Origin of the sequence: Streptomyces sp. NPDC057486 (assembly GCF_042802415.1) — a bacterium.
In the GTDB taxonomy this organism is placed as follows: Bacteria; Actinomycetota; Actinomycetes; order Streptomycetales; family Streptomycetaceae; genus Streptomyces; species Streptomyces yanii.
The window spans coordinates 59,559-84,818 of the sequence record NZ_JBHVEE010000006.1 but is presented as its reverse complement, the minus strand read 5'-3'; the positions used below and the strand labels follow the sequence as shown (position 1 = coordinate 84,818).

Below are 25,260 nucleotides of genomic sequence, written 5' to 3'. Positions count from 1 at the left end.
TGCGTCAACAGGCGACTCGGAAGCAGCAAACCTTCTCATACGGAAATCCGATTTCGACCGTATGAGTGGTTCCCTTGCCCAAACGTGAGCCAACTCTGAGACGCCCTTGACCGAATCCGGTGCCCCCGGCCGGGTCAGCCCATCTCGCCCTCCTGCTCACCCCCGCCGCCGGGCCCCCTGTCGTCGCCCCGGAGCCGGTCCGCCTGCGCGATCGCCGTCGCCAGCTTCCGTACGGAACTGTCCTCCGTTCCGGCAGCCAACGCCGACGCCCGGGTGGAGAGTTCACCGAGACCCGGCTGACCCGGCAGAGTGCCGCCGCGCAGTTCCTCCGCGAAGTACGCCGCCACCGCGGCCACCTGGAACCGCTTGTTGCCGTCGTCGCTCCACAGGCTGCCGTCGATCGCGCCGGTCCCGACCGTTCCCGACTGCTCGTGCGGCGCCCGTGTCTTCGGGTCCAGCCAGCGCACCGTCGCGGTCGCCACATGTCCGGCGGCGCCGTCCCGGAGCCGTACGGCATAGAGCGCGGTCACCGTGTGCCCGGGGCCGACCTCGCCGCCGTCCACGCTGTCGTCGCGGAAGTCGTCGTCGGCCACCTTGCGGTTCTCGTACCCGATGAGCTTGAACTGCTTGACGTTCTTCGGGTCGAAGGCGACCTGCGCCTTGGCGTCGCGGGCCCGCAGTTCGATGTGGGCGGGAAGCTGGTCGACGAAGACCTTGCGGGCCTGGGTCTCGTCGCCGATGTAGGTGGTGTGGCCGTCGCCCTTGTCGGTGAGGCGTTCCATCAGCGCGTCCCCGTAGTCACTGCCGACGCCGACGCCGAAGAGGGTGATGCCGTACTCACGGCGGGCGTCGTCGATCCGTTCGAGGATGGCGTCGGCATCGGTCTCGCCGGTGTTGGCGAGGGCGTCGGAGAGCAGGACGACCCGGTTGTTCGCGCCCGCACGGTGACCGGCGACCGCCTCTTCGTAACCGCGCCGGACACCGGCTTCCACATTGGTCGAGTCGGTGGGTTTCATGGAATCGACGGCGTCACGGATCCTTCCGCGGTGGTCCCGCAGCCGGGTCATCGGCACCAGGGTCTTCGCCTTGTCGCTGAAGGTGACCAGGGAAACGGAGTCGTCGTCGCGGAGTTCGTCGGTGAGGATCGAGAGGGACTTCTTCACCAGGTCGAGGCGGCCGGTCCCGGCCATGGAGCCGGAGATGTCGACGACGAAGGTCAGCGCGGCGGGCGGGCGTTCGCCGTCCTCGCCGGCGACACGGGTGGCCAGACCGACCCGTACGAGCGACCAGTCACCGGAGCCTTCGCCCGCACGTGCCCCGTCGACCGTCACCGAGAATCCGTTGCCGGCCGGCCGCCGGTAGCCCTGGCGGAAGCTGTTGACGAACTCCTCGGGCCGTACGGTCTCCGCCCTCGGCAGTTCGCCGTCTCCGAGCTTGCGGCGCGCGTACCCGTAACTGGCGGTGTCCACGTCCAGTGCGAACGTGGAGAGATAGTCCGGCGCCACGGGCTTCTCCGGCCTGTCCTCCGTCTTCTGCGAGGCGCCGTCCTCGACGCCGGGCGCGGGCGCGGGGGCGACCTGGCCGCCCCGGCTCTTCCCCTGCGGACCGTCGGCACGATCGGCGGTCGAGTTGTACCCGCCTCCCCCCACCCCGCAGCCGGTGAGCAGCGCCCCACCCGCAAGCATTCCGGCCGCCAGCACCAGGCCGAGCGTCCTTCGATACGTCCGGCCCTGCGTCCGGTTTCCCATCCCATACCCCCAACCATCGCGTCAGCACTTGTGAATGTGACGTTCGGGGCGGCTCCGGGGAGCAGACGAAGACGTTGCGGAACAGTCTCGATGCGGCAACGGCGGGCAGAAACGGCGCGAACCGCCGCGGAACATCAACGTCAGGACACGATGTCCTTACGACTGAACCCGCGGAACGCGAAAGCGAACAGGATCAGGGCGTACGTCACCGAGATCGACGCCCCCTTCGCCATGCCGCCCCACTCCAGGTCCGGCTGGAGCGCGTCCGCCCAGGCGAACTGCCAGTGCGCGGGCAGGAAGTCGCGCCAGGAGCCGAGCGCGGTGACAGCGTCCAGCACATTGCCGACGATGGTCAGCCCGACCGCACCGCCGACCGCGCCCAGCGGGGCGTCGGTCTTCGTCGACAGCCAGAACGCCATCCCGGCGGTGACCAGTTGGGAGACGAAGATGAAGGCGACGACGAGGGCGAGCCGCGGCACGGTGTCGCCGGTCGCGAGCGCACCGCCGGTGGGGAGTTCGAGCGGCCCCCAGCCGTACGCCGCCGCTCCCGCGGCCAGTGCGACGAGCGGCAGCAGCACCATTGCGGCCAGGCTGAAGCCGAGCGCCACGACGAGTTTGCTCCACAGCAGCCTGGCCCGTGGCACGGGTGCGGCGAGCAGGTAGCGCAGCGAGGACCAGCCGGCCTCCGAGGCGACGGTGTCCCCGCAGAACAGTGCCACCGGCACCACGAGCAGGAACCCGGCCGAGACGAACAGGCAGGTCGCGGCGAAGTTCGCGGCGGACGCGGTCGCGGTGTCCATCAGCGTGAGCCGGTCGCCGCCGCCCCGGGATCCCGGGGTGCCGCCGATCGCGAAGGCGGTGATCAGGATGAACGGCAGCGCCGCCAGCACCCCTCCCATCAGCAGGGTGCGCCGCCTGCGCAGCTGCCGAACCGCCTCGACACGCAGCGGCAGGGTGCGCCGGGCCAGGTAGCCGGGCGCCTCGGCGGCGTGGGTGACATCGACTGCGGCACTCATGCGGAGCCTCCGGAGATCAGAGTGAGGAACGCGTCCTCCAGGCGACGGTGCGGCCCGACCCCCGTCAACGGCACGTCCAGCCGGACCAGTTCGGCGATCAGCCGGGAGGAGTCCGCGCCGTCGAGCCGGACGAGCAGGCCCAGCCCGTCGTCCGTACGGACGGCCGAGCCGACCCCGGGGAGTGCGGCGATCTTCTCCACCAGCGGTTCGGCGACCTCCTCGGCGACGGTGACGAGCAGCATGTCGCCCGAGCCGGTGATCTCGGCGACCGGTCCGGCCTGCACGAGTCGGCCCCGGTCCATGACCACCAGGTGGGTGCAGGACTGCTCGACCTCGGAGAGGAGATGGCTGGAGACGATGACGGTCCGGCCCCCGGCCGCATAGCGGATCATCACGTCCCGCATCTCGCGGATCTGGGGCGGGTCGAGCCCGTTGGTCGGCTCGTCGAGGATGAGGAGGTCCGGCATGCCGAGCATGGCCTGGGCGATCGCGAGCCGCTGCCGCATGCCCTGGGAGTACGTACGCACGGCGCGGGCCAGCGCGTCACCGAGCCCTGCGATCTCCAGGGCCTCCTCGATGTGCGAGTCCCCGGCGGGGCGTCCGGTGGCCTGCCAGTACAGCTCCAGGTTGGCGCGCCCGGACAGGTGCGGCAGGAATCCGGCGCCCTCGACGAACGAGCCGACCCGGGACAGGACGGGCGCGCCCGGCCGGATGGCATTCCCGAAGACGCGGATCTCGCCGTCGTCGGGCGTGATGAGTCCCATCAGCATGCGGAGCGTGGTGGTCTTGCCCGCGCCGTTGGGCCCGAGGAGTCCGAGGACCTGGCCCTTCTCCACACGGAAGGAGAGGTCCTTCACGGCGTACCGGTCGGCGGACTTGGCGTACTTCTTCGACAGTCCGCTGATCTGGAGGGGGACCTCGGCGAGCACCGGGTCGGGGGCGGGGGTCGTGGTACGCCGCCGTGCGGTGAGCAGCAGGGCGAGAGCGATGACGGCGGCCGCCGCCGGGAGTCCCCAGGTCCACCACGGCAGGGCGGCCGATGCCGTCTTCACCGCGGGGGCGGTCGGGACGGTCAGCGGGCCGGCGAGGGAGACGCTGTACGTGGTCGGCTCGGTCGGTGAGGCGTAGCCGAGGTCCGTGGCGGAGAGGACGAGCCGGAGCCGGTGTCCGGCGTCGAGTGCGTGGTCGACGGCGGGCAGGGTCAGCTCGACGGTCCTGTTCTGCCGCTCCGGCGTGATCCGGTAGGGGGCGACGAGCTGAGCGGGCAGCACCTGCTGCTTCCCGTCCGGCGAGACGTCGTACACCTTGCCGAACAGGACCGCGTCGCCCTGCCCGGCCGTCACCTTCACGCGGACGGTGGGCGATCCGGTGATGCGCATCGACGTATCGAGCGGTGCGGAGTCGAAGCGGGCGTACTGGCCGGGGAAGTCGACCGACAGACCGACGCCGAGGGACGAGAGCTGGGCGATGCCGCCGCCGACGCCCGGGACCGCGGAGACGGCGGGCGGGTTGGCACCGGCAGGGTTGCGGAAGGTCTGCGTCCGACGGTCCGCGGATCCACCGCTCCGCCCGCCGCTCGCCGGTGCACCCGCGCCCGCGATGCCCGGCCCGTCGCTCGTCGCGGTCAGCGCGATCTCCCGGTCGCCGCTGGACAGCCCGGGATACGTGTCGCTGCTTGCCCCGCGCCGGAGCGCCGCCCCGTCTGTGGAATCGATGCCTCCGGTACGAGTGACGCGGAAGGCGGGTCCGGTGCCGGCGCCCTCGTCCTCCTTCAGATAGCGGTCGAACCAGGCCCCGATCCGGTTCTCCACCCGCCCGCTCTCCATGTCCCCGCCGTCGTGCCCGCCCGCGATCCAGTCGACGGCGACGGGTGCGCCGTTCCCGCTGATGGTCCGCGCCATGGCATCGGCCTGGCCGAGCGGGAAGAGGGAGTCGGTCTGCCCCTGCACGATGAGCGCGGGCACCTTGATGCGGTCGCCGACGGCGCTCGGCGACCGTTCGCTGAGCAGCGCACGCGCGGCGGCGTCCGGCTTCCCGGAGACGGCGACCCGTTCGTACATGGCACAGAGCTGCTTCTCGAACTTCTCGCAACCGCCGCCCGAGGTGACGAAGATCCCGGCCCAGAGCTTCTTGAAGACCCCGTCGGGGAAGAGTGCGTCGGCGAGGTTCCAGTACGTGATCACCGGCGCGATGGCATCGACGCGCCGGTCGTATCCGGCGGCGAGGAGCGAGACCGCGCCACCGTACGAGGCGCCCGTGACGCCGACCCTCGGGTCGCCCTTCGCGTCCAGCTGCACCTCGGGCCGCCGGGCCAGCCAGTCGATCAGCCCGGACACGTCCTTGACCTCGCGGTCGGGCGCGTTGAGCGAGATCTCCCCGCCGGACTTCCCGAATCCGCGGGCCGACCAGGTCATGACGGCGTACCCGGCACCGGCCAGCTCCTCCGCCTGTGCCCGCACATCGTCCTTGGAACCGCCGAAGCCGTGCCCGATCAGCACGGCGGGCCGTCGCTCCGAACCGCCGGACGTGAAGTACGAGGTGTCGAGGGACACCCCGTCGATCCGCATTTTCCGGTCCTCGCGGTGCACGGCGGGCGCACGGTCGTCGGCCACCGCGGTCCAGGTACCGGCACCCGCGAGCACGACGAGCGCGGCCACGGCCGCCGCCCACCGGTTGCGCCCGCGGGTCCACCGGCGCCATCGGGAGTCAGGGGTCTGCATGTGTCGACCCTAAAGGCACGGCCCGCGCGCCCGGGCTGCCGCGAGGGGGAACTGTTCGGCCTCCTTCCGGCGTACGGTGCTCCCCTGTCGTACTCCGTTCGCGGTATGCCCGCGCCCGGCCCGCCTACCAAAGGCTCCCGAAAGGTTCCCGATGGACAACCACGTGGAGATCCGCCGCGCGACGACCGTCGCCGAACTCGGCGCAGCCCAGCACCTGTACGACGGTCCGGTGCGCCAGGAACGGGCGGAACGGTTCCTCGCCTCCGACGGCCATCTGATGCTGATCGCCTATGTGGACGGGCTGCCCGCCGGTTTCGTCTCCGGCATCGAGATGACCCACCCGGACAAGGGAACGGAGATGTGCCTCTACGAGCTCTCGGTCGACGGGCCCTGCCGTCGGCGCGGCATCGGGCGCGCCCTGACCGAGGCGCTGGCCGCCGTCGCCCGGGAGCGTGGCTGCTACGACATGTGGGTGGGTGTGGACCTCGACAACGAGGCCGCCCTCGCGACGTATCGGTCGGCGGGGGCGGGTGACGACGGCCGATTCGCCATGCTGACCTGGAAGTTCGACGCATCCGCGTAATCGGACCGCGAGAGTCCGCGCGTGCCGGCCGCCGCCGGCGCCAGGGCCCTCGCCCGACTGACGGGCCGTGAGCCCGGCTGCCTCAGGGAGCAGTGAACAAGGTCGGGAAGCGGGGTGCGAGCCAGGGCTTGCGGCCCCAGGTGAGCACGCGGCCGCGGGCGATGGCGCCCCAGGGATCGCAGCGGCCGAGGGCGATCAGCAGGAACGTCACCGGCTCGATAAGGATCGTGCAGTCCGGGCGGCTCACCGGCCCGCGCTCGACGGTCACCGCACCGTCGGTGACGATCACCCCGAACCGCGAGCCGCCGCGCAGACGGATGCCGAAGCGGGCGGTCAGCCCGGCGGATGCGGCGGAGACGACCCGCGGCATGACCGTGAGCATGAAGGGCATCGACAGCTCGACCCGGCTGCGGTCGAGCATGTGCGGACGGCCGAGCGCGCGGGCGAGATCGTAGCCGTGGCCGAGCATGTGGGTGAGCAGGTACGAGCCGAGCGCCGCGAGATCCATCGAGCCCAGCGGCGTTTCCACCGGCTCGTCCGGCGCTCGGTGTTCCGTGGCTCCGAGGAAGGCGGCCGCCTGTGCCACGATCATTGCGGCCAGCGGATCCGCCCCACGCTCCTCGAACCCGGCGAGGGCGCGCTCGTTGGCCGCCGCCAGGCTCTGCGGCGTGCCGTCGCCGTAGCTGCGCTCGTGGCCGGCGGCGACCTCCGCCATCAGCTCGTTGGCCTGCGCCAGATGGGCTGCCGCCTCACCGAGCGTCCACTCGGATCCGGGGACGGGCACGCTCGTGTCCGTGCAGCCGCGCAGCAGCGCCGCTATCTCCCCGGCGGTGTCGCGTATCGCCCCGGCGAGCCCTTCGGGAAGCGCGTCGTGCCGCTCCCGGGCAGGCGTGGGTTCCACGGCTGTCTCCCCTCGTCCGTCTCCCCTGGCCGGTCTCCGCGTTCGGGGCCCGGTGGACACGTGCAGAATGCCAGGTCGCGCAGGTCGGGTCAGCCCCTGGGCGGCGTCGTGTCCGTCCCGTACGGCAACTCGGCCGGCAGCAGCGCCCTCGCCTCGTCGAGCCGGCCCTCCCGCACATGGCCGTGGATCTCCCGGGCGAGCGGGGTGACGTCTCGGATCGAGACCGTCCACTCGTCCGCGTACCGCCGCGCCGCTTCTGCGCCGAGCCCCAGCTGCAGGGAGCGGTACGGGAGCGGGTTCAGCCGGAGGTCGCGTTCGGGGTCCCACTGGACGCGGGCCGGGGAACGGCGCAGACTGCGTCGCCAGCTCTCGACGTCCGGGTGAACTCCCCTGACGTAGTGGGAGAGTTCGGCATGGTTCAGAGCCCAGGCGAAACCCTCGCGGGTGATCTCCACCGCCAGGACGGTCTCCTGGCCCTCCTTCGTGCCCCAGCCGCAGCGGTACATCATCCACAGGAAGCTGGGCTTGATCCACGTCATGCGGTCGCGCTTCCAGGCCGCGGGAAAGCGGCCGTCACGTGCGGCGGGAAGGCCGATGGACGGGGTGTACGCCTGGTAGACGGTGACGGTCGTGTCCGTGTACTGGGCGCGGATCTCGTGCTGCGGCCTGGTCGGGGCGGTCATGGCCTCATCACACCACCCGCCGGACGGGCTCGGCGAGCGGGTTACGGGCACGTGCGAGCCCCGGATTCCCAGCCCGCTGTCCGGGGTGTCATCGGCCGGGCCTGACATTCGTCATACGGACCTCGGTACACGCGGCTCTGCCGGGCACCGGGCCCCGGCGGCCAGTCTGTACGTACCGAGAGCGGGGCCGCGAAGGCGTCCGCCGATACGGGAGAGGAACCCGTCATGAGCAGCCCGGCCGCCACAGCCACCGCCCCTGTCGCAGATGCTCCGGTCGCCGGCGCCCCGTCCGCTCCCCGCAGCGCGCTGCTCGACAGTGTGCTTCCGCTGCTCGTGGATGTGGGCGTGCCGCTCGTCTCGTACTACGCGCTGAAGGCGGCGGGCACGGGGACGTTCGCGGCGCTGGCCTGGAGCAGCGTGGTGCCGGTCGTCCGGACCGTGTGGGGGGTGGCGCGCAGGCGCCGGCTCAATGGTCTGGCGGCGCTGATGGTGACGGTCAACGTGGTCGGACTGCTGACGAGCCTGATGGTCGGTGACCCGCGGCTGATGCTCGCCAAGGACAGCGGGGTGAGCAGCATCATCGGGCTCGTCGTCCTGGTGTCCGCATGGAAGGGGCAGCCGATGATGAGCGCGGCGGTACGGCCGTGGCTGGTCAAGGGGGATGCGGCCAAGGACACCGCATGGCAGCGGCTGTCCGCGGAGTCGGCGGCGTTCCGGCGGGCGGAGGCGCGGTTCTCGGCGGTGTGGGGTGCGGCGCTGCTGGGTGAGTGTGTGGTGCGGACGGTGGGGGCGTACACCGTGCCGGTCGAGACGATGGTGTGGCTCGGCACGGTGATCATGGTGGCGACGATGGTGTTCGGGTTCCTGGTCTCGGGCCGGGTGGGCGCCGTTCCGATGGCGGGGATGATCGCCGAGGCGGCCCCTGCCGAGAGGGCCGCGGACGCCGCACGGTGACGCCGTGAGCCGAAGGGGGAGCCGTCGCGGCTCCCCCTTCGGCTTTCCGGACTCGGCACCGATCCGGCCCAGGTGGTGCGTCGCTGAGCGGCCGATGGGACGACCGGCCATTACCCGGGAGGTAATTGAGCGACTCCGCCCTCCGTCCATACCGTCCGGGTACGGGCCTGCGTCCCACCGAGAACGCCGCCGTCCGGGGGCAGCTCCTGCCTCCGCAGCGCGGACCGGCGGCGGCTCGTTGCCCGCGTGACCGCATGACAACGAAAGGAAGACCTCATGATGTCGTCCCAGAACGTGGGTACGGTCCCGTCCACGGGCGCCGCCCGTTCCGATGGCCTTCTCCGCCTGGCCCTCGTGGCGGACGTGGTCCTCACCGGTGCGAACGGCATCGGCTACCTCGCGCTGGCCACGGTCCTGGACTCGTTCCTCGGCGTGCCTCAGTCCGTGCAGTACGCCGTGGGCGTGTTCCTCACCGTGTACGCCCTGTGGGTGCTGGTCGTCTCCCGTCAGGAGCGCATCAGCCGCGGCGCGGTCGCCGTCGTCATCGGCCTGAACGTGGCATGGGCCGTGGCAAGTGTCGTGACCGTGCTCGAGGACGCGCTGACGGCGACCGGCGCCGGCAACGGGTGGATCGTGTTCCAGGGCCTGACGGTGGCGGCCATGGGTGCGGTCCAGTACGTGGGCCTGCGGCGCATGTGAGAGCGGGCCGGGCAGCCGGATACGGCTTCCGTGCATGCCGACGGCCCGTACGGATACAGCTTCCGTACGGGCCGTCGGCGCGGAAGAGCAGCGGAACCGGTGGCGATCAGTGGTTGCGCGGGAAGCCCAGGTCCACGCCGGCCGGGGCGTCCGCCGGGTCCGGCCAGCGGGTGGTGACGACCTTGCCACGGGTGTAGAAGTGCACGCCGTCGTTGCCGTAGATGTGGTGGTCGCCGAAGAGCGAGTCCTTCCAGCCACCGAAGGAGTGGTAGCCCACCGGCACCGGGATCGGCACGTTGACGCCGACCATGCCGGCCTCGATCTCCAGCTGGAAGCGGCGGGCGGCGCCGCCGTCGCGCGTGAAGATCGCGGTGCCGTTGCCGAACGGCGAGGCGTTCATGAGGGCGACGCCCTCCTCGTACGTCTCGGTGCGCAGAACGCAGAGCACCGGGCCGAAGATCTCGTCCTTGTACGCGTCCGAGTCGGTGGACACGTGGTCGAGGAGGGAGAGACCGATCCAGTGGCCGCCCTCGAAGCCGTCGACGGTGTGGCCGGTGCCGTCGAGGACGACCTCGGCGCCCTGGGCCGCCGCGCCGGTGACGTACGAGGCGACCTTGTCGCGGTGGGCCGCGGTGATCAGCGGACCCATCTCGGACGTCGGGTCGTTGCCGGGACCGACCTCGATCTTCTCGGCCCGCTCCTTGATCTTGGCGACGAGCTCGTCACCGATGGCGCCCACCGCGACGACCGCGGAGATCGCCATGCAGCGCTCACCGGCGGAACCGTACGCGGCGGAGACCGCGGCGTCGGCGGCGGCGTCGAGGTCCGCGTCCGGCAGGACCAGCATGTGGTTCTTCGCACCGCCGAGCGCCTGGACACGCTTGCCGTTGGCGGAGGCGGTGGTGTGGATGTAGCGGGCGATCGGGGTCGAGCCGACGAAGGAGACCGCGGCGACGTCCGGGTGGTTCAGCAGCCCGTCGACCGCGACCTTGTCTCCGTGCAGGACGTTCAGCACGCCGTCCGGCAGACCGGCCTCGGCGGCCAGCTCGGCCAGCAGGTTGGCGGCCGACGGGTCCTTCTCGCTGGGCTTCAGGACGAACGTGTTGCCGCACGCGATGGCCAGCGGGAACATCCACATCGGCACCATGGCCGGGAAGTTGAACGGCGTGATGCCCGCGACGACACCGAGCGACTGACGGATCGAGGAGACGTCGACCCGGCTGGAGACCTGGGTGGACAGCTCACCCTTGAGCTGGGTCGTGATGCCGCAGGCGAGCTCGACGATCTCCAGACCGCGGGCGACCTCGCCGAGCGCGTCGGAGTGCACCTTGCCGTGCTCGGCGGTGATCAGCGCGGCGATGTCGTCGCGGTGGGCGTCGAGCAGCGCGCGGTAGCGGAAGAGGACGGCGGTGCGGGCGGCCAGCGAGGACGTGCCCCACGTGGCGTACGCGTCCTTCGCCGCGGCGACCGCGGCGTCGACCTCTTCGAGGGAGGCGAGCGCGACCTGGGTGGTGACGGCGCCGGTGGCCGGGTCGGTGACCGGGCCGTAGTTGCCCGACGTGCCCTCGACGGTCTTGCCACCGATCCAGTGGTTGACGGTCTTCATTACGAAACTCCTTCAGGCCTTCAGAGGTGGCGGCGTCGGGCTGCGACTTGCCGGTCGTAGTCTTCCCGGGCTTTTACCGCCGATGGGCGGGTGGCCGTTTCGGCTACAGGAACATCCCACCACGCCTGCGCCGGAGGGGGGCCCGACACTGTGTCTGCCGTTTCGGTCTCGACGTAGACACAAGTGGGGCGGTCCGCGCCCCGCGCCTCGGTGAGGGCTTCGCGCAGGTCATGGACGGTCTTCGCGCGCAGCACCTGCATTCCGAGGGAGGCCGCGTTGGCGGCGAGATCGACGGGCAGCGGGGGACCGGTGAAACTCCCGTCGGCGCTCCGGTGCCGGTAGGCCGTGCCGAAGCGTTCGCCGCCGACCGTCTCGGAGAGCCCGCCGATGGAGGCGTAGCCGTGGTTCTGCAGGACGACGACCTTGATCGGGAGGTTCTCCTGCACGGCGGTGACGATCTCGGTGGGGTTCATCAGGTACGTACCGTCGCCGACGAGCGCCCAGACGGGACGGCCGGGGGCGGCCAGCTGCACGCCGATCGCGGCCGGGATCTCGTATCCCATGCAGGAGTAGCCGTACTCCACGTGGTACTGGCGTGGGGAGCGGGTCCGCCACAGCTTGTGCAGGTCGCCGGGGAGCGAACCCGCGGCGTTGATCAGGATGTCGTCGTCGGAAACCAGGGTGTCGAGCAGGCCGAGGACCTGGGCCTGGGTGGGCCGGGCGTGGGGGTCGTCGGCGGCGAACGCGGCGTCGACGCGCTGCTCCCAGCGCTCCTTCGCCTCGGTGCACTCGGTCTCGTACGCCGGGTCGACGCGGTAGTTGCGCCCGTTCAGGGCCCCGCTCAGCGCTTCGAGGGCGGTGCGGGCGTCGGCGACGAGCGGGAGTGCGGCGAGCTTGTGGGCGTCGAAGCCGGTGATGTTGAGGTTGAGGAAGCGCACCGCCGGGTTGGAGAAGAGGGTGGCGGAGGCGGTGGTGAAGTCGGAGTAGCGGGTGCCGATGCCGATGACCAGGTCGGCGCTGCGGGCCAGCTCGTCGGCGACCGCGGTGCCGGTCGGGCCGATGCCGCCGACGTCGGCGGGGTGGTCGTGGCGCAGCGAGCCCTTGCCCGCCTGGGTGGAGGCGACCGGGATCCGGGTGGCCGCGGCGAACGCGGCGAGGGTCTCCTCGGCGGCGCTGTGATGGACGCCGCCGCCTGCGACGATCAGTGGCCGGCGGGCGGTGCGCACGGCCCGTACCGCCTGCTCCAGCTCATGGGCGTCGGGCGCGGGCCGGCGTACGTACCAGATCCGCTCGGCGAAGAACTCCTCCGGCCAGTCGTACACCTCCGCCTGTACGTCCTGCGGCAGCGCGAGTGTGACGGCACCGGTCTCCGCCGGATCGGCGAGGATCCGCATCGCCTGGAGGGCGGCCGGGACGAGCGCCTCGGGGCGGGTGATCCGGTCGAAGTAGCGGGAGACGGGGCGCAGACAGTCGTTGACGGAGACATCGCCGGCGGACGGGACTTCGAGCTGTTGCAGGACGGGGTCGGCGGGGCGGGTCGCGAAGGTGTCGCCGGGGAGCAGCAGGACGGGGAGGTGATTGATCGTGGCAAGGGCGGCACCGGTGACGAGGTTGGTGGCGCCGGGGCCGATGGATGTGGTGACGGCGTGTGCGGAGAGCCGGCCGGACTGACGGGCGTACCCGACGGCGGCGTGCACCATGGACTGCTCGTTGCGGCCCTGGAGATAGGGCATGGAGGGCCCGGTCTCCAGCAGCGCCTGGCCGATTCCGGCGACGTTGCCGTGGCCGAAGATGCCCCAGGTGGCGCTGATCAGACGCTGCCGCCGGCCGTCACGCTCGGTGTACTGGCGGGCGAGGAAGGAGACCAGGGCCTGGGCGGTGGTGAGCCTGCGGGTGCTCATCGGGATGCCTCCTGGCCGGAGAGTCCGGAGGGACCGGAGGGTCCGTGGAGCGGGAGCCGGGGGTCGACCGGCTGCGCCGGCCAGGTGTCACGGATCCAGCCGTGATCGGGGTGGTCGCTGATCAGCCACTCCCGCTGCTCCCCCGGGCCGGCCATCACATTGAGGTAGTACATGGTGTGGCCGGGGGCGGCGATGGACGGGCCGTGCCAGCCGTCGGGGATCAGGACCGCGTCGCCGCTGCGGACCTCGGCGAGGACATCCGTGCCGCCGGGCCGGGACGGGGAGACACGGTGATAGCCGAACCCGGCCGTGCCGCCCCGCTCCTCGATCTCGAAGTAGTAGATCTCTTCGAGGACCGACTCGGCTCCGGGGCGGTGCTCGTCATGTTTGTGCGGCGGATACGAGGACCAGTTGCCGCCGGGGGTGAGGACCTCGACGGCAATCAGCCGGTCGCACTCGAACGTGTCGGCGGCGGCGAAGTTGTTGACCTGGCGCGAGCAGGTCCCGGAGCCGCGCAGCTCGACGGGTACCTCCGGCGCGGGGCCGTAGCGAGCGGGGAGTCGTCGCTCGCACTTCGCTCCTGCCAGGGCGAAGCGGCCTCCTGCGCCGGAGGCGATCTGCGCGTGGGCCTCACGTGGTACGTAGGCGAAGTCGGACACCCCGCTGAACACGCTTTCCCGGCCCAGCAGTTCAAAGATCTCACCTGAGGTGTGCACCGTACAGCCACCGGTCAACGGCAGGACGATCCACTCACTCTCCCCGGTGACAAGTGTGTGAACACCACCGGGCTGCAGCTCCACCACACGCAGGCTCGACCGGTCCCAGCCGGCCCGCTTCGGATCGATGTCCAGGGCGTACGGTCCCTCCGCCGTGCTGCCCGCGGGCAGATGCCACCGGTTCCGCGGCCGTTCCCGTACGCGTTCCTCATGGTCCGTCGTCATGCCCTCTCCCTACCCGTCCCTGTCCACTCGCTACAGCAGTGCCACGGCCGTGTCGACGGCACCGGCCACATCCCCGTCGACCGGGTAGAGCAGCGACCTCCCCACCACCAGCCCCTGAACGGTGGGAAGTCGCAGCGCGCCACGCCATTTCTCGAACGCCCCCTCCTGGTCACCGCCCACCTCGCCGCCCAGCAGCACGGCAGGCAGCGTCGATGTCTCCATCACGCGCGCCATGTCGTCGGGGTTCTCGGTGACGGGGACCTTGAGCCAGGTGTACGCGGAGGTCCCCGCGAGCCCCGAGGCGATGGCGATCGACGTGGTCACCGCGGCCGCTCCGAGGTCGTTGCGGACCTTGCCGTCGATCCGGCGGCAGAGAAACGGCTCGACGAAGACCGGCAGCCGGTGCGCGGCCATGGCGTCGATGGCGCGGGCGGTGGCGTGCATGGTGTCGAGGGAGCCGGGGTCGTCGTAGTCGATGCGGAGCAGCAACTTGCCCGCGTCGAAGCCGAGCCGGGCGAGGTCGTCGGGCCGGTGGCCGGTGAAGCGGTCGTCGAGTTCGAAGGAGGCGCCCGCGAGTCCACCGCGGTTCATCGAGCCGATGACGACCTTGTCCTCCAACGCGCCGAGGAGCAGCAGGTCGTCGAGGATGTCGGCGGTACCGAGGACGCCGTCGACGCCGGGGCGGGAGAGGGCGAGGCAGAGCCGCTCCAGGAGCTCGAACCGGTTGGCCATGGCCAGTTCGTGCCCGCCGACGGCGAAGGAGCCGCGGGCCGGATGGTCCGCCGCGATGATCATCAGGCGCCCGCTGTCACCGACGAGGGGCCGTCTGCGGCGGCGGGCGGCGGCATCGGCGACGGCTTCGGGGTGGCGCACGCGCAGCCGTACGAGGTCGGCGACGGAGGAGGCCGCGGGTGTCATGAGACCGCCCCGGGCCCGGTTCCGGGTTCGCCGGTGGTGACGGCGCCACGGACGAGTGCCTCCTCCACCTCGTGGGGGAAGGGCATGGCGGGCGAACAGGCGAGCCGGGAGGCGACGATGGCACCGGCTGCGTTGGCGTACCGCATGATGCGCTCGGTCTCCCAGCCCGCGAGCAGCCCGTGGCAGAGCGCCCCGCCGAAGGCGTCTCCGGCGCCGAGACCGTTGACGACGTCCACGGGCAGGGGCGGGACGTCGGCGACGGTGCCGTCCCGGTGGACGGCGAGAACACCCTTGGGGCCCTGCTTGACGACGGCGAGTTCGACCCCGGCGGCGAGCAGGGCGCGGGCGGCCGCATACGGCTCGCGTTCCCCGGTGGCGATCCGGCACTCGTCGAGATTGCCGACGGCGACGGTGGCGTGAGCGAGGGCCTCGCGGTAGCGCGCGGTGGCCGTGGGGTGGACGGGATGGTCCGCGCCGGGGTGATCGGGCTCGCCGGCCCAGAACATCGGGCGCCAGTCCAGGTCGAAGACCGTGCAGCGACCTCGAGCGAGGCCTCGCTCGCTGCCGGACTCCGCCCGCGCCTCGCCCCTGGCGCGCAACGCCGCCAGCGTCGCCGTGCGACTGGGTTCCGCGCACAGTCCGGTGCCGGTCATCCAGAAGACCCGGGCCGCCCGGATCGCGTCCAGGTCGAGTTCCGCTTCGTGGATCTCCAGGTCGGGCGCCTTGGGTAGGCGGTAGAAGTAGAGGGGGAAGTCGTCCGGCGGAAAGATCTCGCAGAAGGTCACCGGCGTCGGATACGCGTCGACAGGCGTCACCCATCGGTCGTCCACCCCGAACTCCCGCAACTGCTGGTGGAGATAGTCCCCGAACGCGTCCCGGCCGGTGCGTGTCACCACCGCCGTCCGTCGGCCGAGCCGGGCGGCCGCAACAGCCACATTGGTCGGTGAGCCGCCGAGGAACTTCCCGAACGTGTCGACCTGAGCCAGCGGGCGTCCGGTCTCCAGGGGGTAGAGGTCCACCCCGATCCGCCCCATGGTGATCACGTCGTACATCTCAGGCATACGCGTCCCTTCGACCGGCGACCGGAGCGGCTGCCCCCAGGTCTAGCCCTCTCTCCGGAACCCTGTCAACATTTTGTCCGGACATACGGACGTACTCTTGACACTCGTCTTCCGGCGCCGAATTCTTGGCCGCATGACCTCCTCCGCTTCCGCTCCGGCCCGCATCCGTATCGGCTCGGCACCCGACTCCTGGGGGGTCTGGTTCCCCGACGATCCCCGTCAAGTGCCGTGGCAGCGCTTCCTCGACGAGGTGTCCGAGGCGGGTTACGAGTGGATCGAGCTGGGTCCGTACGGCTATCTCCCGACCGACCCGGCCCGCCTCGCCGAGGAGACCGGTCGCCGCGGACTCACCGTTTCCGCGGGCACCGTATTCACCGGATTGCACCACGGCCCGGACGTCTGGGAACGGACCTGGGCGCATGTCGCCGACATCGCGGCACTCACCCGGGCGATGGGCGCCGGGCATCTGGTGGTCATTCCGTCGTTCTGGCGCGACGACAGGACGGGCGAGATCCTCGAGGACCGCACCCTCACCGCGGAACAGTGGCGCCACCTCACCACGCAGACGGAGCGGCTGGGCCGCGAGGTGCGGGACCGTTACGGACTGCGGATCGTCGTCCACCCCCATGCCGACACCCACATCGACAGCGAGGAGAACGTCAACCGGTTCCTCGACGCCACCGATCCCGACCTGGTCTCGCTCTGTCTCGACACCGGCCACTACGCCTACTGCGGCGGGGACAGCGTCAAGATGATCGAGACCTACGGCGAGCGGATCGGCTACCTGCACCTCAAGCAGGTCGATCCGGACGTCCTGGCCGAAGTCGTGGCGGACGAGGTGCCGTTCGGACCGGCCGTGGCACGGGGCGTCATGTGCGAACCACCGAACGGTGTGCCCGCCCTGGGTCCCGTGCTGGACGCGGCCCGCCGACTGGACGTCGACCTGTTCGCGATCGTCGAGCAGGACATGTATCCGTGCCCGCCCGACAAGCCACTGCCGATCGCCCGCCGTACCCGCGCCTTCCTTCGCTCCTGCGGCACCCCTGCGCAGACACCCGCGCCCGAGCAGGACACACCGAACCGGGCTCGGATGTGACGTCCGGGCGGTGTGCGGTGTTGTGCTCGGAGAGAAGCGGGTGCGGTCCCTTCCGCACCCCGTGACCGCACGAGGAGCAACTCACCGTGATCCGCACGATGTCTCTCTCCGCCAGGACGGCTGGGGCCTCGGCCCTGGCCGCACTCGCTTTGGCCGCCACCCTCACCGCCGCGCCCGGCGCCTCGGCCGCCGGGCGCGCCCCGGAGCAGTCGCTCCCCTCGCCCGGCGCGGCCTGCGTGTTCTACGACGGCAACCAGCTGACCTTCTTCGGCGAACAGGGCGAACGGGTCTCCGAGGTGCAGTGCCTTCTGGCCAACCGCCGCTATCTGCCATGGAGCGCCGTCGACGGCACCTTCGGGACGACGACCCTCGCCGCTGTTCTGCGTTTCCAGGCGGACCACCCGCCACTCGTCCCGGACGGCCTGGTCGGTCCGCAGACCTGGTTCGCACTCTGGCACGCATAGCCGCCTCCGGCCCAGATGCACGCCTTCTGTCACAGATATCACCCCCTCGTCACACATGTCTGCGTCACGTGGGTCTTCCGTCACAGACACTCGACAGCCCCTCCCCGCCCGTCACTCCGTGTCGTTGACCGGACACAGGCTGAGTGATCGTCAGCGTCCGTGCCGCAGTGCCCCCGACAGCCCCCCAGCTGCCGCTGCGGCGCAGAGAGGTGTCACTTATGACGGACAGAAGGCTCTGGTCCTACAAGGACATTGCCGCGCACATCCGGGTGCAGCCGGAAACCGTTCGCTCGTACCGCAAGCACGGCCTCCTTCCCGCACCCGACCATGTGGAGAGCGGTAAGCCCTACTGGTACGCGGACACCGTCCGCGCCTGGGTCGCTGCCCGCCCGAGCAACCGGGGCCGCAAGGACTGACGCCCTCTCCCCTCCTCCGTCCGTTCCAGGCCCCGTTCGGCGACCGGCTCCCACCCGGCGCCGCACGGGGCCTCCGTCCGTGTCCGGTTCCCGTGGCGCCCGGCCCTCGGCCGGGCGGGCTACTTCATGGGGTCGATGATCGTCACTCCTGCCCCTGGCGTCTTCCCCATCGCGGCGAGTGCCGCCGGTGCCGCGTCCAGCGGGATGGTGGACGTCACCAGCAGGTCGGGGCGGAGAGTTCCGGCCCGCACCATGTCCATCATCGGCGGGTAGTCGTGCGCGGCCATTCCGTGGCTGCCGAGGATCTCCAGTTCTTGACCGATCACCCGCGCCATGGGAACAACGGGGTCACCGGCCACCGTGGGCAGCAGTCCCACCTGGACATGGCGCCCCTGCCACCGCAGGCTGCGGACCGAGGCGGCGCAGGTGACCGGCGAGCCCAGCGCGTCGAGTGACAGATGCGCTCCGCCTCCGGTCAGTTCGCGCACTGCTTCGTCCGCCCCGCCCGGGTGTGCGGACGCGTCCACGCACGCCGCCGCCCCGAACGACCGGGCGAGTTCGAGCGCGCGAGCCGAGACGTCGACCGCGACCACCCGTGCCCCGCACGCCACCGCGATCATGACGGCGGACAGACCGACCCCGCCGCAGCCGTGCACCGCGACCCACTCACCCGGTGCAACCCGCCCCTGACCGACGACGGCCCGGAACGCCGTGGCGAACCTGCACCCCAGACCGGCTGCCGTGGCGGACGACAGCCCCTCCGGCACGGCGACCAGATTGACGTCGGCCTGTTCCAGGGCCACGTACTGGGCGAACGAGCCCCAGTGGGTGAAGCCCGGCTGGGTCTGCCGCTCACAGACCTGCTGGGCCCCGGCCGCACAGGCGGGGCAGCGCCCGCAGGCGCAGACGAAGGGCACGGTGACCCGGTCGCCGGGCCGCCAGTTGACAACACCCCGCCCCACCTCCTCGACCACACCGGCGAGTTCGTGGCCCGGCACATGCGGCAGGGTGATGTCCGGGTCGTGGCCCATCCAGCCGTGCCAGTCGCTGCGGCACAGCCCGGTCGCCTCGACCCGAACCACGACACCCTGCTCGGAGGGGACCGGATCCGGGACATCCTGCACCCCGGCGTCCTGCCCGAACTCCTCGAACACCACTGCCCTCATCAGCCCGCCCTTCGTTCCGCCCGCCGGCCGGACCGCCACCTGTGCTGTCCGTCGAAGCAATCGTCGGACCGTCGAATCTACGCCCCGGTGCTGATCTTGTCCCGATCGGGAGCGGCTGCGGACATGTCCCCGGTGAGGACCGGTGCGGGCCCCCCTTCGCTCAGCCCGAACCTCTGGTGGAAGGCCCGCAGCGGTGCGGGTGCCCACCAGGTCACCCGGCCCATCAGCTTCATCACCGACGGCACCAGCAGGCTCCGCACCACCATGGCGTCCATCAGCACGGCCAGCGCGATACCGAGGCCCAGCATCTTCGTGTTGGTCACCCGCGACGTACCGATGGCGACCATCACCACCGCGAGGATCACGGCCGCCGCGGTGATCAGTCCGCCGGTGTGCCTCAGCCCGAAGGTCACCGAATGCTCGTGGTCTCCGGTGCGGTCGTACTCCTCCTTGATCCGGGAGAGCAGGAACACCCCGTAGTCCATGGAGAGTCCGAAGGCGACGCAGAACATCAGTACGGGCAAGGTCGTCTCGATGTCCCCTGTACTGGTGAAGGAGAGCAGTCCGGACAGATGCCCGTCCTGGAAGACCCAGACGACCGCTCCGAACATCGCTGTGAGGCTCAGAGCGTTGAGCACCACTGCCTGGAGCGGGATGAGCACGCTGCCGGTGAGCAGGAAGACCAGCAGCAGCGTCACGAGGACGATGATGCCCACCGCCCACGGCAGCCGGTCCGCGATGGCGTCCTTGGAGTCGACGAGGACCGCCGCCGTACCTGTCACCGAGGTATCGAACGGGGCGGGCTGGGCCCGGAGCTCGCGTACGAGCTGCTGGGACTCCTCCCCCACGGCCTCCCCCTTGGGCAGCACGCTGAAGTACGCGGACCGCCCCTCCGTCACCGGTCCGTCGACTCGGAGCACGCCGGGGAGCGCAGAGATCCTGTTCCGGTAGTCGGCGTACTGGGTGGGCGTCGCGCTGCCTTCCGCGAGGACTTCGAGGCCGCCGCCGGGGCTGCCGGGAAAACCGTCCCGTATGTGCTGCTGGACGACATGCGACTCGGCACCTGCGGGGAGCTGGCGGTCGTCCGCCGTACCGAACTTCACCCCGAGGAACGGCAGTCCGAGCAGGACCAGGCCCACCGTGGTGAGGACGGCGAAGACCGGCGCCCGGCGCATCACCAGGGTCGCGAACCGCCCCCATCCCCTGCCCGACGCGTCCGGCTCGTGGTGCGCCTCGCTCCCCCGGCGGCGCAGCAGTCGGCGCAGGTCCAGGGAGTTGACCCGGGGACCGAGAAGCATCAGCGCGGCCGGCAGCAGGATCAGCGCGGCAGCGGCGGCCAGCAGAACCACGGCAATGCCCGCATAGGCGAACGAGCGCAGGAAGTACTGCGGGAAGACCAGCATCGCGGCCAGCGAGACCGCCACGGTCAGCGCGGAGAACACCACCGTGCGCCCCGCGGTGCGCAGCGTCGTGCCCACCGCCGCCCGGGTGTCCGCTCCCGCTGCGAGCTCCTCGCGGAACCGGCGCACGATGAACAGGGCGTAGTCGATGGCGAGCCCGAGGCCGAGGGCCGTGGTGAGGTTCTGGGCGAAGACCGAGACGTCGGTGAATTCGGTGATGCCCCGCAGTACGGCGTTGGTCCCCAGGATCGCGACGATGCCGACGCCGAGTGGCAGCAGGGCCGCGATCGCGCTGCCGAAGACCATGACCAGCAGCACCAGAGTGACCGGAAGGGCGATCATCTCGGCCCGCAGCAGGTCCTCCTGGATGATCGTCTGCATCTCGTGCCGCACGGCGACGGGGCCGCCGACCGAGACCTTCACCGGGCCGTGCGTCCCTCGGTAGGTGGGGGCTATCCGGTCCAGGACCTCGCCCACCGCCTTGTCGTCGCCCTCGATCCTGGCCGCGATCAATGCCTCCCGCCCGTCCTTGGCGCGGAGCCCGGGCGACTTGCTCTGCCAGTACGAACCGACGCCCGTGATGTCCTTCTCCGCAGCCAGCTCCTCGGTGAGCCGTGCGGCCTCGGCGGCCACCGCAGGGTCGTCGACAGAAGCTCTGCCGCTGTCGACCAGCAGCAGAAGGTTGGGCTGTGACGCGGGAAACTCGCGCTCCAGCGCCTTGGTCGTGTACGTGGACTCGGCAGCGGGGGCCTCCCAGCCACCGCTGCCCATCCGGTCGGCGACGCCGCTGCCCGCGAACACCGCAAGCGCCGTGATCACCAGGGCGGCCAGCAGCGCGAGCCGTGGTCGCGCGGTGACGAACCGGGTCCAGCCCCCCAGACGCTCCGAGCGGTTGACTTGAGGCATGGTGCGGTGTCCCCTTCCCCCAGACCCGGGCGGCACAGGGCAGCATGGGTCACTCGTTGCCACATACACTGGCAAACACGAGTCATCGCTCGCGTTCCACAAGAATGCGAGCGCCCACTCGCGTTTGTCAAACGCGTGAGGAAAGCTGGGGATTACCGTGTCGGAGGCCAGATCCGGAGCCGCCGGAGCCGCCGGGAGGAAGGGCACCACCGGGGACGCGGGCGCCACCGAGGGGAAGGGTGCCACCGAGGCCGCACGCGCCGCCGGGAGCGCGGGCACCAGCGCCGGCCGGCCCCGCCGCCGCCAGGCCCGCGGCGAAGCCCGCATCGCCCAGCTCCTCAAAGCGGCCGCCAGCGTCTTCTGCGCGACCGGCTACACCGCCGCGAGCACCAACGCCATCGCCCGCGAGGCCGGCGTCTCACCCGGCACGCTCTACCAGTTCTTCCCGAACAAGGAGGCCATCGCCGTCGAACTCGGCGACCAGCTGCTGGGGCGCTGGCGCGAGACGTACGGAGCAGCCTTCCTGCCGGATAACCTGGCACTCCCCCTCGACCGGATGCTGGACGCCATCCTCGATCCGTTGATCACGTTCAACTGCGAGAATCCGGCCTTCACCGTCCTGATGCACGGCTCCGAGATCCCCGGCGTGATCATCCGCGAGCACGACACCCTGCACACGACGATGCTCTCCCGGGTCGAGGCCATCCTCGGTGGCTACCTCCCGGACACACCGCCCGCCGAGATCACCCGCATCGCCACCATGATCTTCATCCTCTTCAAGGCGGGACTCGACGTGATCATGGCGCATGAGGGCAAGGAGCGGGAGGCGTACATCAAGGAGTTGAAGACCGTGCTCCTCCGCTATCTGGAGCCACTCGTCGGCGACCGGGCCCTCCGGGCCCCCTCGGCCACCCCGGCCTCCGCTCCACCGAACGGCCGATAGCGCACGAAGCGACATCACCCCCCCCCCTCGCATTCATACCCCCTAGGGGTATAGAGTTGCTATCCGTTGGGGCGCACCGGCCTTCCCGGGGCTCCCTGGCGCCACACTGCGGCTGTACGCGTCGAAGAGGAGAACACCATGACCACCGAGACCCAGCTCCCCCAGGCCACCGGCTCCTGCTGCTCGCCCAGTGGCTCCTGCCACGACGGTGCGGGGACCGAAGCACCGGCGGGCGCGGTCACCACCGTCTACCAGGTGACGGGCATGACCTGCGGGCACTGCGAGGGCGCCGTCTCCGAGGAGATCTCCGGCATCGAGGGCGTCACCTCGGTGAAGGCCGTGGCCTCCACCGGGCAGGTGACCGTCGTCTCCGAGGCGCCGCTCTCCGAGGACGCCGTCCGCGCCGCGGTCGACGAGGCGGGATACGAGCTCGTCGGCCAGGCCTGAACGCCGTCCGGGCCCACCCGGACACCCCCAGGACCCCGCACCGCCAGCATCACCTGCACCACTCCTTGCACCGCCGGGCCGGACCGACCAGCAGATACTGGTGGGACACGGCCCGGTCGGCATTTCAGGAGTTCGGACATGCACAGCGCCACAGAGGCCGGAGCCCCGGCAGTCGTGAGTTCGGAAGCGGAACTCACGATCGGCGGGATGACCTGCGCCTCGTGCGCGGCCCGCGTCGAGAAGAAGCTCAACCGGATGGACGGCGTCACCGCGTCCGTGAACTACGCGACGGAGAAGGCGCGCGTCGCGTTCGGTGCCGGGACCCGGCTGGCCGACCTGATCGCCACGGTCGAGAAGACCGGATACACCGCGCAGCCGGTACAACTGCCCGCACCGACGCCGCCCCCGGAAACGCCATCGGCGCCCGAGGCCACCACCCCCGCCGAGGCCGAACGGACCGCAGGGACCCGACGGACCCGCGAATCCGGAGCGGCGGCGGACACCGACACCGCGCCGGAGGAAACCGAAGCCGAGCGCGGCGCGGCCGATGCTCTCGCCGCACTGCGGCAGCGGCTGCTCGTCTCGGCCGTCCTCGCCGCCCCCGTCGTGCTCCTGGCCATGATCCCGTCCCTCCAGTTCGACAACTGGCAGTGGCTCTCCCTCACCCTCGCCGCACCCGTGGTCGTCTGGGGCGGGCTGCCCTTCCACCGCGCCACCTGGACCAACCTCCGGCACGGCGCGGCCACCATGGACACCCTCGTCTCCGTCGGCACGCTCGCCGCGTTCGGCTGGTCGCTCTGGGCGCTGTTCTTCGGGGACGCGGGCATGACCGGGATGCGGCACGGCTTCGACTTCTCGGTCTCACGCGCAATGGGGTCTCCCCTGCTCGAGCGGAGCCGAGAGCTCGGGGAAGGCTCCTCCACCATCTATCTGGAGGTGGCCGCCGGGGTCATCACCTTCATCCTGCTGGGCCGCCATCTGGAGGCGAAGTCCAAGCGGAAGGCCGGTTCCGCGCTGCGTGCGCTGATGCACCTCGGCGCGAAGGACGTCTCCGTCCTCAGGAACGGCACCGAAGTGCGCATCCCTGTCGCCCATCTCGCCGTCGGCGACCATTTCGTGGTCCGTCCCGGCGAGAAGATCGCCACCGACGGCACCGTCACCGAGGGCGCCTCCGCCGTGGACGCGTCGATGCTCACCGGCGAGTCCCTGCCGGTCGAGGTCGGCGTCGGGGACTCCGTCACCGGTGCCGCGCTCAACGCGGGCGGCCGGCTCGTCGTCGAGGCGACACGGGTCGGCGCCGACACCCAACTGTCCCGGATGGCCAGGCTCGTCGAGGACGCCCAGAACGGAAAGGCCGAGGTGCAGCGCCTCGCCGACCGGATCTCCGCGGTCTTCGTCCCGGTCGTCCTGCTGCTCGCGCTGGCCACCCTGGTCGTCTGGCTGCTGCTCACGAACGATGCGACCGCCTCCTTCACCGCCGCCGTCGCCGTACTGATCATCGCCTGCCCCTGCGCGCTCGGCCTCGCCACACCCACCGCGCTCATGGTGGGTACGGGGCGCGGCGCGCAGCTCGGCATCCTGATCAAGGGCCCGGAGGTCCTGGAGACCACCCGGCGTATCGACACGATCGTCCTGGACAAGACCGGCACGGTCACCACCGGCCGGATGACGCTCCAGGACGTCCACACCGCGCCCGGTACCGACGCGACACAGCTGCTGCGACTGGCCGGCGCCCTGGAGCACGCCTCCGAGCACCCGATCGCCCGGGCCGTCGCCACCGGCGCCGCCGAACGCACCGGTGCCGCGCTCCCCGCCGTCCAGACCTTCGTCAACGTCCCGGGGCTCGGGATACGCGGCACCGTCGACGGGCACCAGGTGCTCGTCGGACGTCCCCAGCTGCTCACCGACGCCGGGATCGCCGTCCCCGAGGCGCTGTCCGGCGCCCTCGCGGACGCGGCGGCCCAGGGGCGTACGTCCATCGCGGTCGCCTGGGACGGCGAGGCGCGTGGCGTTCTCGGGGTCGCCGACGCGATCAAGGACTCCAGCGCGACAGCCGTCGCCGAGCTGCGCGCCCTCGGTCTGAGGCCGGTGCTGCTGACCGGCGACAACAGGGCCGTGGCGGACGCCGTCGCCCGTGCCGTCGGCATCGACGAGGTCTATGCCGAGGTGCTCCCCGAGGAGAAGGTGCACGTCATCGAGCGGCTCCGGGCGGAGGGACGTTCGGTCGCGATGGTCGGGGACGGTGTCAACGACGCGGCGGCCCTCGCCACCGCCGACCTCGGGCTGGCCATGGGCACCGGCACGGACGCCGCGATCGAGGCGAGCGATCTGACTCTCGTTCGTGGAGATCTCAAGGTGGCCGCCGATGCCATCCGGCTCTCCCGGCGCACCCTGACCACGATCAAGGGCAACCTTTTCTGGGCATTTGGCTACAACGTTGCCGTCCTACCCCTTGCGGCATTTGGCCTGCTCAACCCTATGATTGCCGGAGCGGCGATGGCCTTCTCATCGGTCTTCGTCGTGACGAACAGCCTGCGGTTGCGCGCCTTCACATGATTTCCACAAAGAGATCTAGATCACATCGGTTTGAGGGTAACCATCCGATGGGTTCGCGAGTCTAAGAGAGCGATGCCAAGGATGTCTTGGGGGACGTCCGACGAAGTGTCTTGGGGGACGCTTCAGGCAAGCGTT

General features: G+C 70.9%; 21 protein-coding genes. 9 read left to right on the top strand and 12 right to left on the bottom strand.

Annotated elements, in window-relative coordinates; genetic code table 11:
* Positions 1-134: 134 nt before the first annotated feature.
* The 3 genes from ACFU6I_RS05255 to ACFU6I_RS05245 all read right to left on the bottom strand — a co-directional run bounded on the left by ACFU6I_RS05255 (position 135) and on the right by ACFU6I_RS05245 (position 5,484).
* The gene (locus ACFU6I_RS05255) at positions 135-1,748 is read right to left on the bottom strand and encodes a von Willebrand factor type A domain-containing protein (protein ID WP_384361791.1); all 1,614 of its coding nucleotides are present in this window, start codon (positions 1,746-1,748) and stop codon (positions 135-137) included.
* A gap of 140 nt (positions 1,749-1,888) precedes the next feature.
* The gene (locus ACFU6I_RS05250) at positions 1,889-2,764 is read right to left on the bottom strand and encodes an ABC transporter permease (protein WP_327246275.1); all 876 of its coding nucleotides are present in this window, start codon (positions 2,762-2,764) and stop codon (positions 1,889-1,891) included.
* Complete coding sequence (locus ACFU6I_RS05245) at positions 2,761-5,484, bottom strand: alpha/beta fold hydrolase (RefSeq protein ID WP_384361788.1); 2,724 nt, start codon at positions 5,482-5,484, stop codon at positions 2,761-2,763. Before ACFU6I_RS05245 ends, ACFU6I_RS05250 begins: the two co-directional genes overlap by 4 nt.
* Before the next feature lie 163 nt (positions 5,485-5,647).
* Here ACFU6I_RS05245 and ACFU6I_RS05240 point away from each other — a divergent pair, with 163 nt between their 5' ends.
* Positions 5,648-6,067, top strand: a complete 420-nt coding sequence (locus tag ACFU6I_RS05240) for a GNAT family N-acetyltransferase (protein ID WP_384361922.1) — start codon at positions 5,648-5,650, stop codon at positions 6,065-6,067.
* A gap of 82 nt (positions 6,068-6,149) precedes the next feature.
* Here the strand turns inward: ACFU6I_RS05240 and ACFU6I_RS05235 are convergent, their stop codons facing one another.
* Both ACFU6I_RS05235 and ACFU6I_RS05230 read right to left on the bottom strand, forming a co-directional pair.
* Complete coding sequence (locus tag ACFU6I_RS05235; protein WP_384361785.1) at positions 6,150-6,968, bottom strand: maleylpyruvate isomerase family mycothiol-dependent enzyme; 819 nt, start codon at positions 6,966-6,968, stop codon at positions 6,150-6,152.
* Positions 6,969-7,057: 89 nt separating this feature from the next.
* Positions 7,058-7,651, bottom strand: a complete 594-nt coding sequence (locus ACFU6I_RS05230) for a DUF4291 domain-containing protein (protein ID WP_384361782.1) — start codon at positions 7,649-7,651, stop codon at positions 7,058-7,060.
* A 225-nt stretch (positions 7,652-7,876) separates the two neighbouring features.
* Here ACFU6I_RS05230 and ACFU6I_RS05225 point away from each other — a divergent pair, with 225 nt between their 5' ends.
* Both ACFU6I_RS05225 and ACFU6I_RS05220 read left to right on the top strand, forming a co-directional pair.
* Positions 7,877-8,605 (top strand): VC0807 family protein, encoded by a 729-nt coding sequence (locus tag ACFU6I_RS05225; protein ID WP_384361779.1) that lies wholly within the window; start codon positions 7,877-7,879, stop codon positions 8,603-8,605.
* A 276-nt stretch (positions 8,606-8,881) separates the two neighbouring features.
* Positions 8,882-9,304 carry a hypothetical protein gene (locus ACFU6I_RS05220; protein WP_345518104.1) on the top strand — a complete coding sequence of 141 codons (423 nt, stop codon included), beginning with the start codon at positions 8,882-8,884 and terminating at the stop codon, positions 9,302-9,304.
* A 106-nt stretch (positions 9,305-9,410) separates the two neighbouring features.
* Here ACFU6I_RS05220 and mmsA read toward each other — a convergent pair whose 3' ends face one another.
* The 5 genes from mmsA to iolC are packed head-to-tail and all read right to left on the bottom strand — an operon-like array spanning position 9,411 to position 15,731.
* Complete coding sequence (gene mmsA, locus ACFU6I_RS05215; RefSeq protein WP_384361776.1) at positions 9,411-10,910, bottom strand: CoA-acylating methylmalonate-semialdehyde dehydrogenase; 1,500 nt, start codon at positions 10,908-10,910, stop codon at positions 9,411-9,413.
* A 20-nt stretch (positions 10,911-10,930) separates the two neighbouring features.
* Entirely contained in the window at positions 10,931-12,811 is a 1,881-nt protein-coding gene (gene iolD, locus ACFU6I_RS05210) for a 3D-(3,5/4)-trihydroxycyclohexane-1,2-dione acylhydrolase (decyclizing) (RefSeq protein WP_384361773.1), read from the bottom strand.
* Positions 12,808-13,752 carry a 5-deoxy-glucuronate isomerase gene (gene iolB, locus ACFU6I_RS05205; protein ID WP_384361770.1) on the bottom strand — a complete coding sequence of 315 codons (945 nt, stop codon included), beginning with the start codon at positions 13,750-13,752 and terminating at the stop codon, positions 12,808-12,810. Before iolB ends, iolD begins: the two co-directional genes overlap by 4 nt.
* 30 nt (positions 13,753-13,782) lie before the next feature.
* The gene (locus ACFU6I_RS05200; protein ID WP_384361767.1) at positions 13,783-14,670 is read right to left on the bottom strand and encodes a deoxyribose-phosphate aldolase; all 888 of its coding nucleotides are present in this window, start codon (positions 14,668-14,670) and stop codon (positions 13,783-13,785) included.
* Complete coding sequence (gene iolC, locus ACFU6I_RS05195; protein WP_384361764.1) at positions 14,667-15,731, bottom strand: 5-dehydro-2-deoxygluconokinase; 1,065 nt, start codon at positions 15,729-15,731, stop codon at positions 14,667-14,669. Before iolC ends, ACFU6I_RS05200 begins: the two co-directional genes overlap by 4 nt.
* 133 nt (positions 15,732-15,864) lie before the next feature.
* Here iolC and ACFU6I_RS05190 point away from each other — a divergent pair, with 133 nt between their 5' ends.
* The 3 genes from ACFU6I_RS05190 (at position 15,865) to ACFU6I_RS05180 (ending at position 17,707) form a co-directional block, all read left to right on the top strand.
* Positions 15,865-16,827: a sugar phosphate isomerase/epimerase family protein gene (locus ACFU6I_RS05190; RefSeq protein ID WP_384361761.1), complete on the top strand. Its 963-nt coding sequence runs from the start codon at positions 15,865-15,867 to the stop codon at positions 16,825-16,827.
* A gap of 86 nt (positions 16,828-16,913) precedes the next feature.
* Positions 16,914-17,291, top strand: a complete 378-nt coding sequence (locus ACFU6I_RS05185; RefSeq protein ID WP_384361758.1) for a peptidoglycan-binding protein — start codon at positions 16,914-16,916, stop codon at positions 17,289-17,291.
* 218 nt (positions 17,292-17,509) lie between these two features.
* Entirely contained in the window at positions 17,510-17,707 is a 198-nt protein-coding gene (locus ACFU6I_RS05180) for a MarR family transcriptional regulator (protein ID WP_345518089.1), read from the top strand.
* A gap of 119 nt (positions 17,708-17,826) precedes the next feature.
* Here the strand turns inward: ACFU6I_RS05180 and ACFU6I_RS05175 are convergent, their stop codons facing one another.
* On the bottom strand, positions 17,827-18,873 hold the full coding sequence (locus ACFU6I_RS05175; protein WP_345518087.1) for a zinc-dependent alcohol dehydrogenase family protein: 1,047 nt from the start codon (positions 18,871-18,873) through the stop codon (positions 17,827-17,829).
* 77 nt (positions 18,874-18,950) lie between these two features.
* Positions 18,951-21,179 carry an MMPL family transporter gene (locus ACFU6I_RS05170; RefSeq protein WP_384361755.1) on the bottom strand — a complete coding sequence of 743 codons (2,229 nt, stop codon included), beginning with the start codon at positions 21,177-21,179 and terminating at the stop codon, positions 18,951-18,953.
* Between the two features lie 151 nt (positions 21,180-21,330).
* On the opposite strand from ACFU6I_RS05170, the gene ACFU6I_RS05165 reads away from it, so the two are divergent.
* The 3 genes from ACFU6I_RS05165 (at position 21,331) to ACFU6I_RS05155 (ending at position 25,125) form a co-directional block, all read left to right on the top strand.
* A complete protein-coding gene (locus tag ACFU6I_RS05165; protein WP_384361919.1) occupies positions 21,331-22,122 on the top strand; it encodes a TetR family transcriptional regulator in 792 nt (263 codons plus the stop codon).
* Positions 22,123-22,260: 138 nt separating this feature from the next.
* A complete protein-coding gene (locus ACFU6I_RS05160) occupies positions 22,261-22,569 on the top strand; it encodes a heavy-metal-associated domain-containing protein (protein WP_384361752.1) in 309 nt (102 codons plus the stop codon).
* 138 nt (positions 22,570-22,707) lie between these two features.
* Positions 22,708-25,125 (top strand): heavy metal translocating P-type ATPase, encoded by a 2,418-nt coding sequence (locus ACFU6I_RS05155; protein ID WP_384361749.1) that lies wholly within the window; start codon positions 22,708-22,710, stop codon positions 25,123-25,125.
* Positions 25,126-25,260 lie beyond the last annotated feature (135 nt).

Bases quoted from the DNA above. Each gene is read 5' to 3' on its own strand.
- ACFU6I_RS05225 (WP_384361779.1), top strand. From the start codon at position 7,877: ATGAGCAGCCCGGCCGCCACAGCCACCGCCCCTGTCGCAGATGCTCCG.
- iolB (WP_384361770.1), bottom strand. From the start codon at position 13,752: ATGACGACGGACCATGAGGAACGCGTACGGGAACGGCCGCGGAACCGG.
- mmsA (WP_384361776.1), bottom strand. From the start codon at position 10,910: ATGAAGACCGTCAACCACTGGATCGGTGGCAAGACCGTCGAGGGCACG.
- ACFU6I_RS05250 (WP_327246275.1), bottom strand. From the start codon at position 2,764: ATGAGTGCCGCAGTCGATGTCACCCACGCCGCCGAGGCGCCCGGCTAC.
- ACFU6I_RS05170 (WP_384361755.1), bottom strand. From the start codon at position 21,179: ATGCCTCAAGTCAACCGCTCGGAGCGTCTGGGGGGCTGGACCCGGTTC.
- ACFU6I_RS05160 (WP_384361752.1), top strand. From the start codon at position 22,261: ATGACCACCGAGACCCAGCTCCCCCAGGCCACCGGCTCCTGCTGCTCG.
- ACFU6I_RS05245 (WP_384361788.1), bottom strand. From the start codon at position 5,484: ATGCAGACCCCTGACTCCCGATGGCGCCGGTGGACCCGCGGGCGCAAC.
- ACFU6I_RS05190 (WP_384361761.1), top strand. From the start codon at position 15,865: ATGACCTCCTCCGCTTCCGCTCCGGCCCGCATCCGTATCGGCTCGGCA.
- ACFU6I_RS05180 (WP_345518089.1), top strand. From the start codon at position 17,510: ATGACGGACAGAAGGCTCTGGTCCTACAAGGACATTGCCGCGCACATC.
- ACFU6I_RS05175 (WP_345518087.1), bottom strand. From the start codon at position 18,873: ATGAGGGCAGTGGTGTTCGAGGAGTTCGGGCAGGACGCCGGGGTGCAG.
- ACFU6I_RS05200 (WP_384361767.1), bottom strand. From the start codon at position 14,670: ATGACACCCGCGGCCTCCTCCGTCGCCGACCTCGTACGGCTGCGCGTG.
- ACFU6I_RS05230 (WP_384361782.1), bottom strand. From the start codon at position 7,651: ATGACCGCCCCGACCAGGCCGCAGCACGAGATCCGCGCCCAGTACACG.
- ACFU6I_RS05220 (WP_345518104.1), top strand. From the start codon at position 8,882: ATGATGTCGTCCCAGAACGTGGGTACGGTCCCGTCCACGGGCGCCGCC.
- iolD (WP_384361773.1), bottom strand. From the start codon at position 12,811: ATGAGCACCCGCAGGCTCACCACCGCCCAGGCCCTGGTCTCCTTCCTC.
- ACFU6I_RS05155 (WP_384361749.1), top strand. From the start codon at position 22,708: ATGCACAGCGCCACAGAGGCCGGAGCCCCGGCAGTCGTGAGTTCGGAA.
- ACFU6I_RS05255 (WP_384361791.1), bottom strand. From the start codon at position 1,748: ATGGGAAACCGGACGCAGGGCCGGACGTATCGAAGGACGCTCGGCCTG.
- iolC (WP_384361764.1), bottom strand. From the start codon at position 15,731: ATGCCTGAGATGTACGACGTGATCACCATGGGGCGGATCGGGGTGGAC.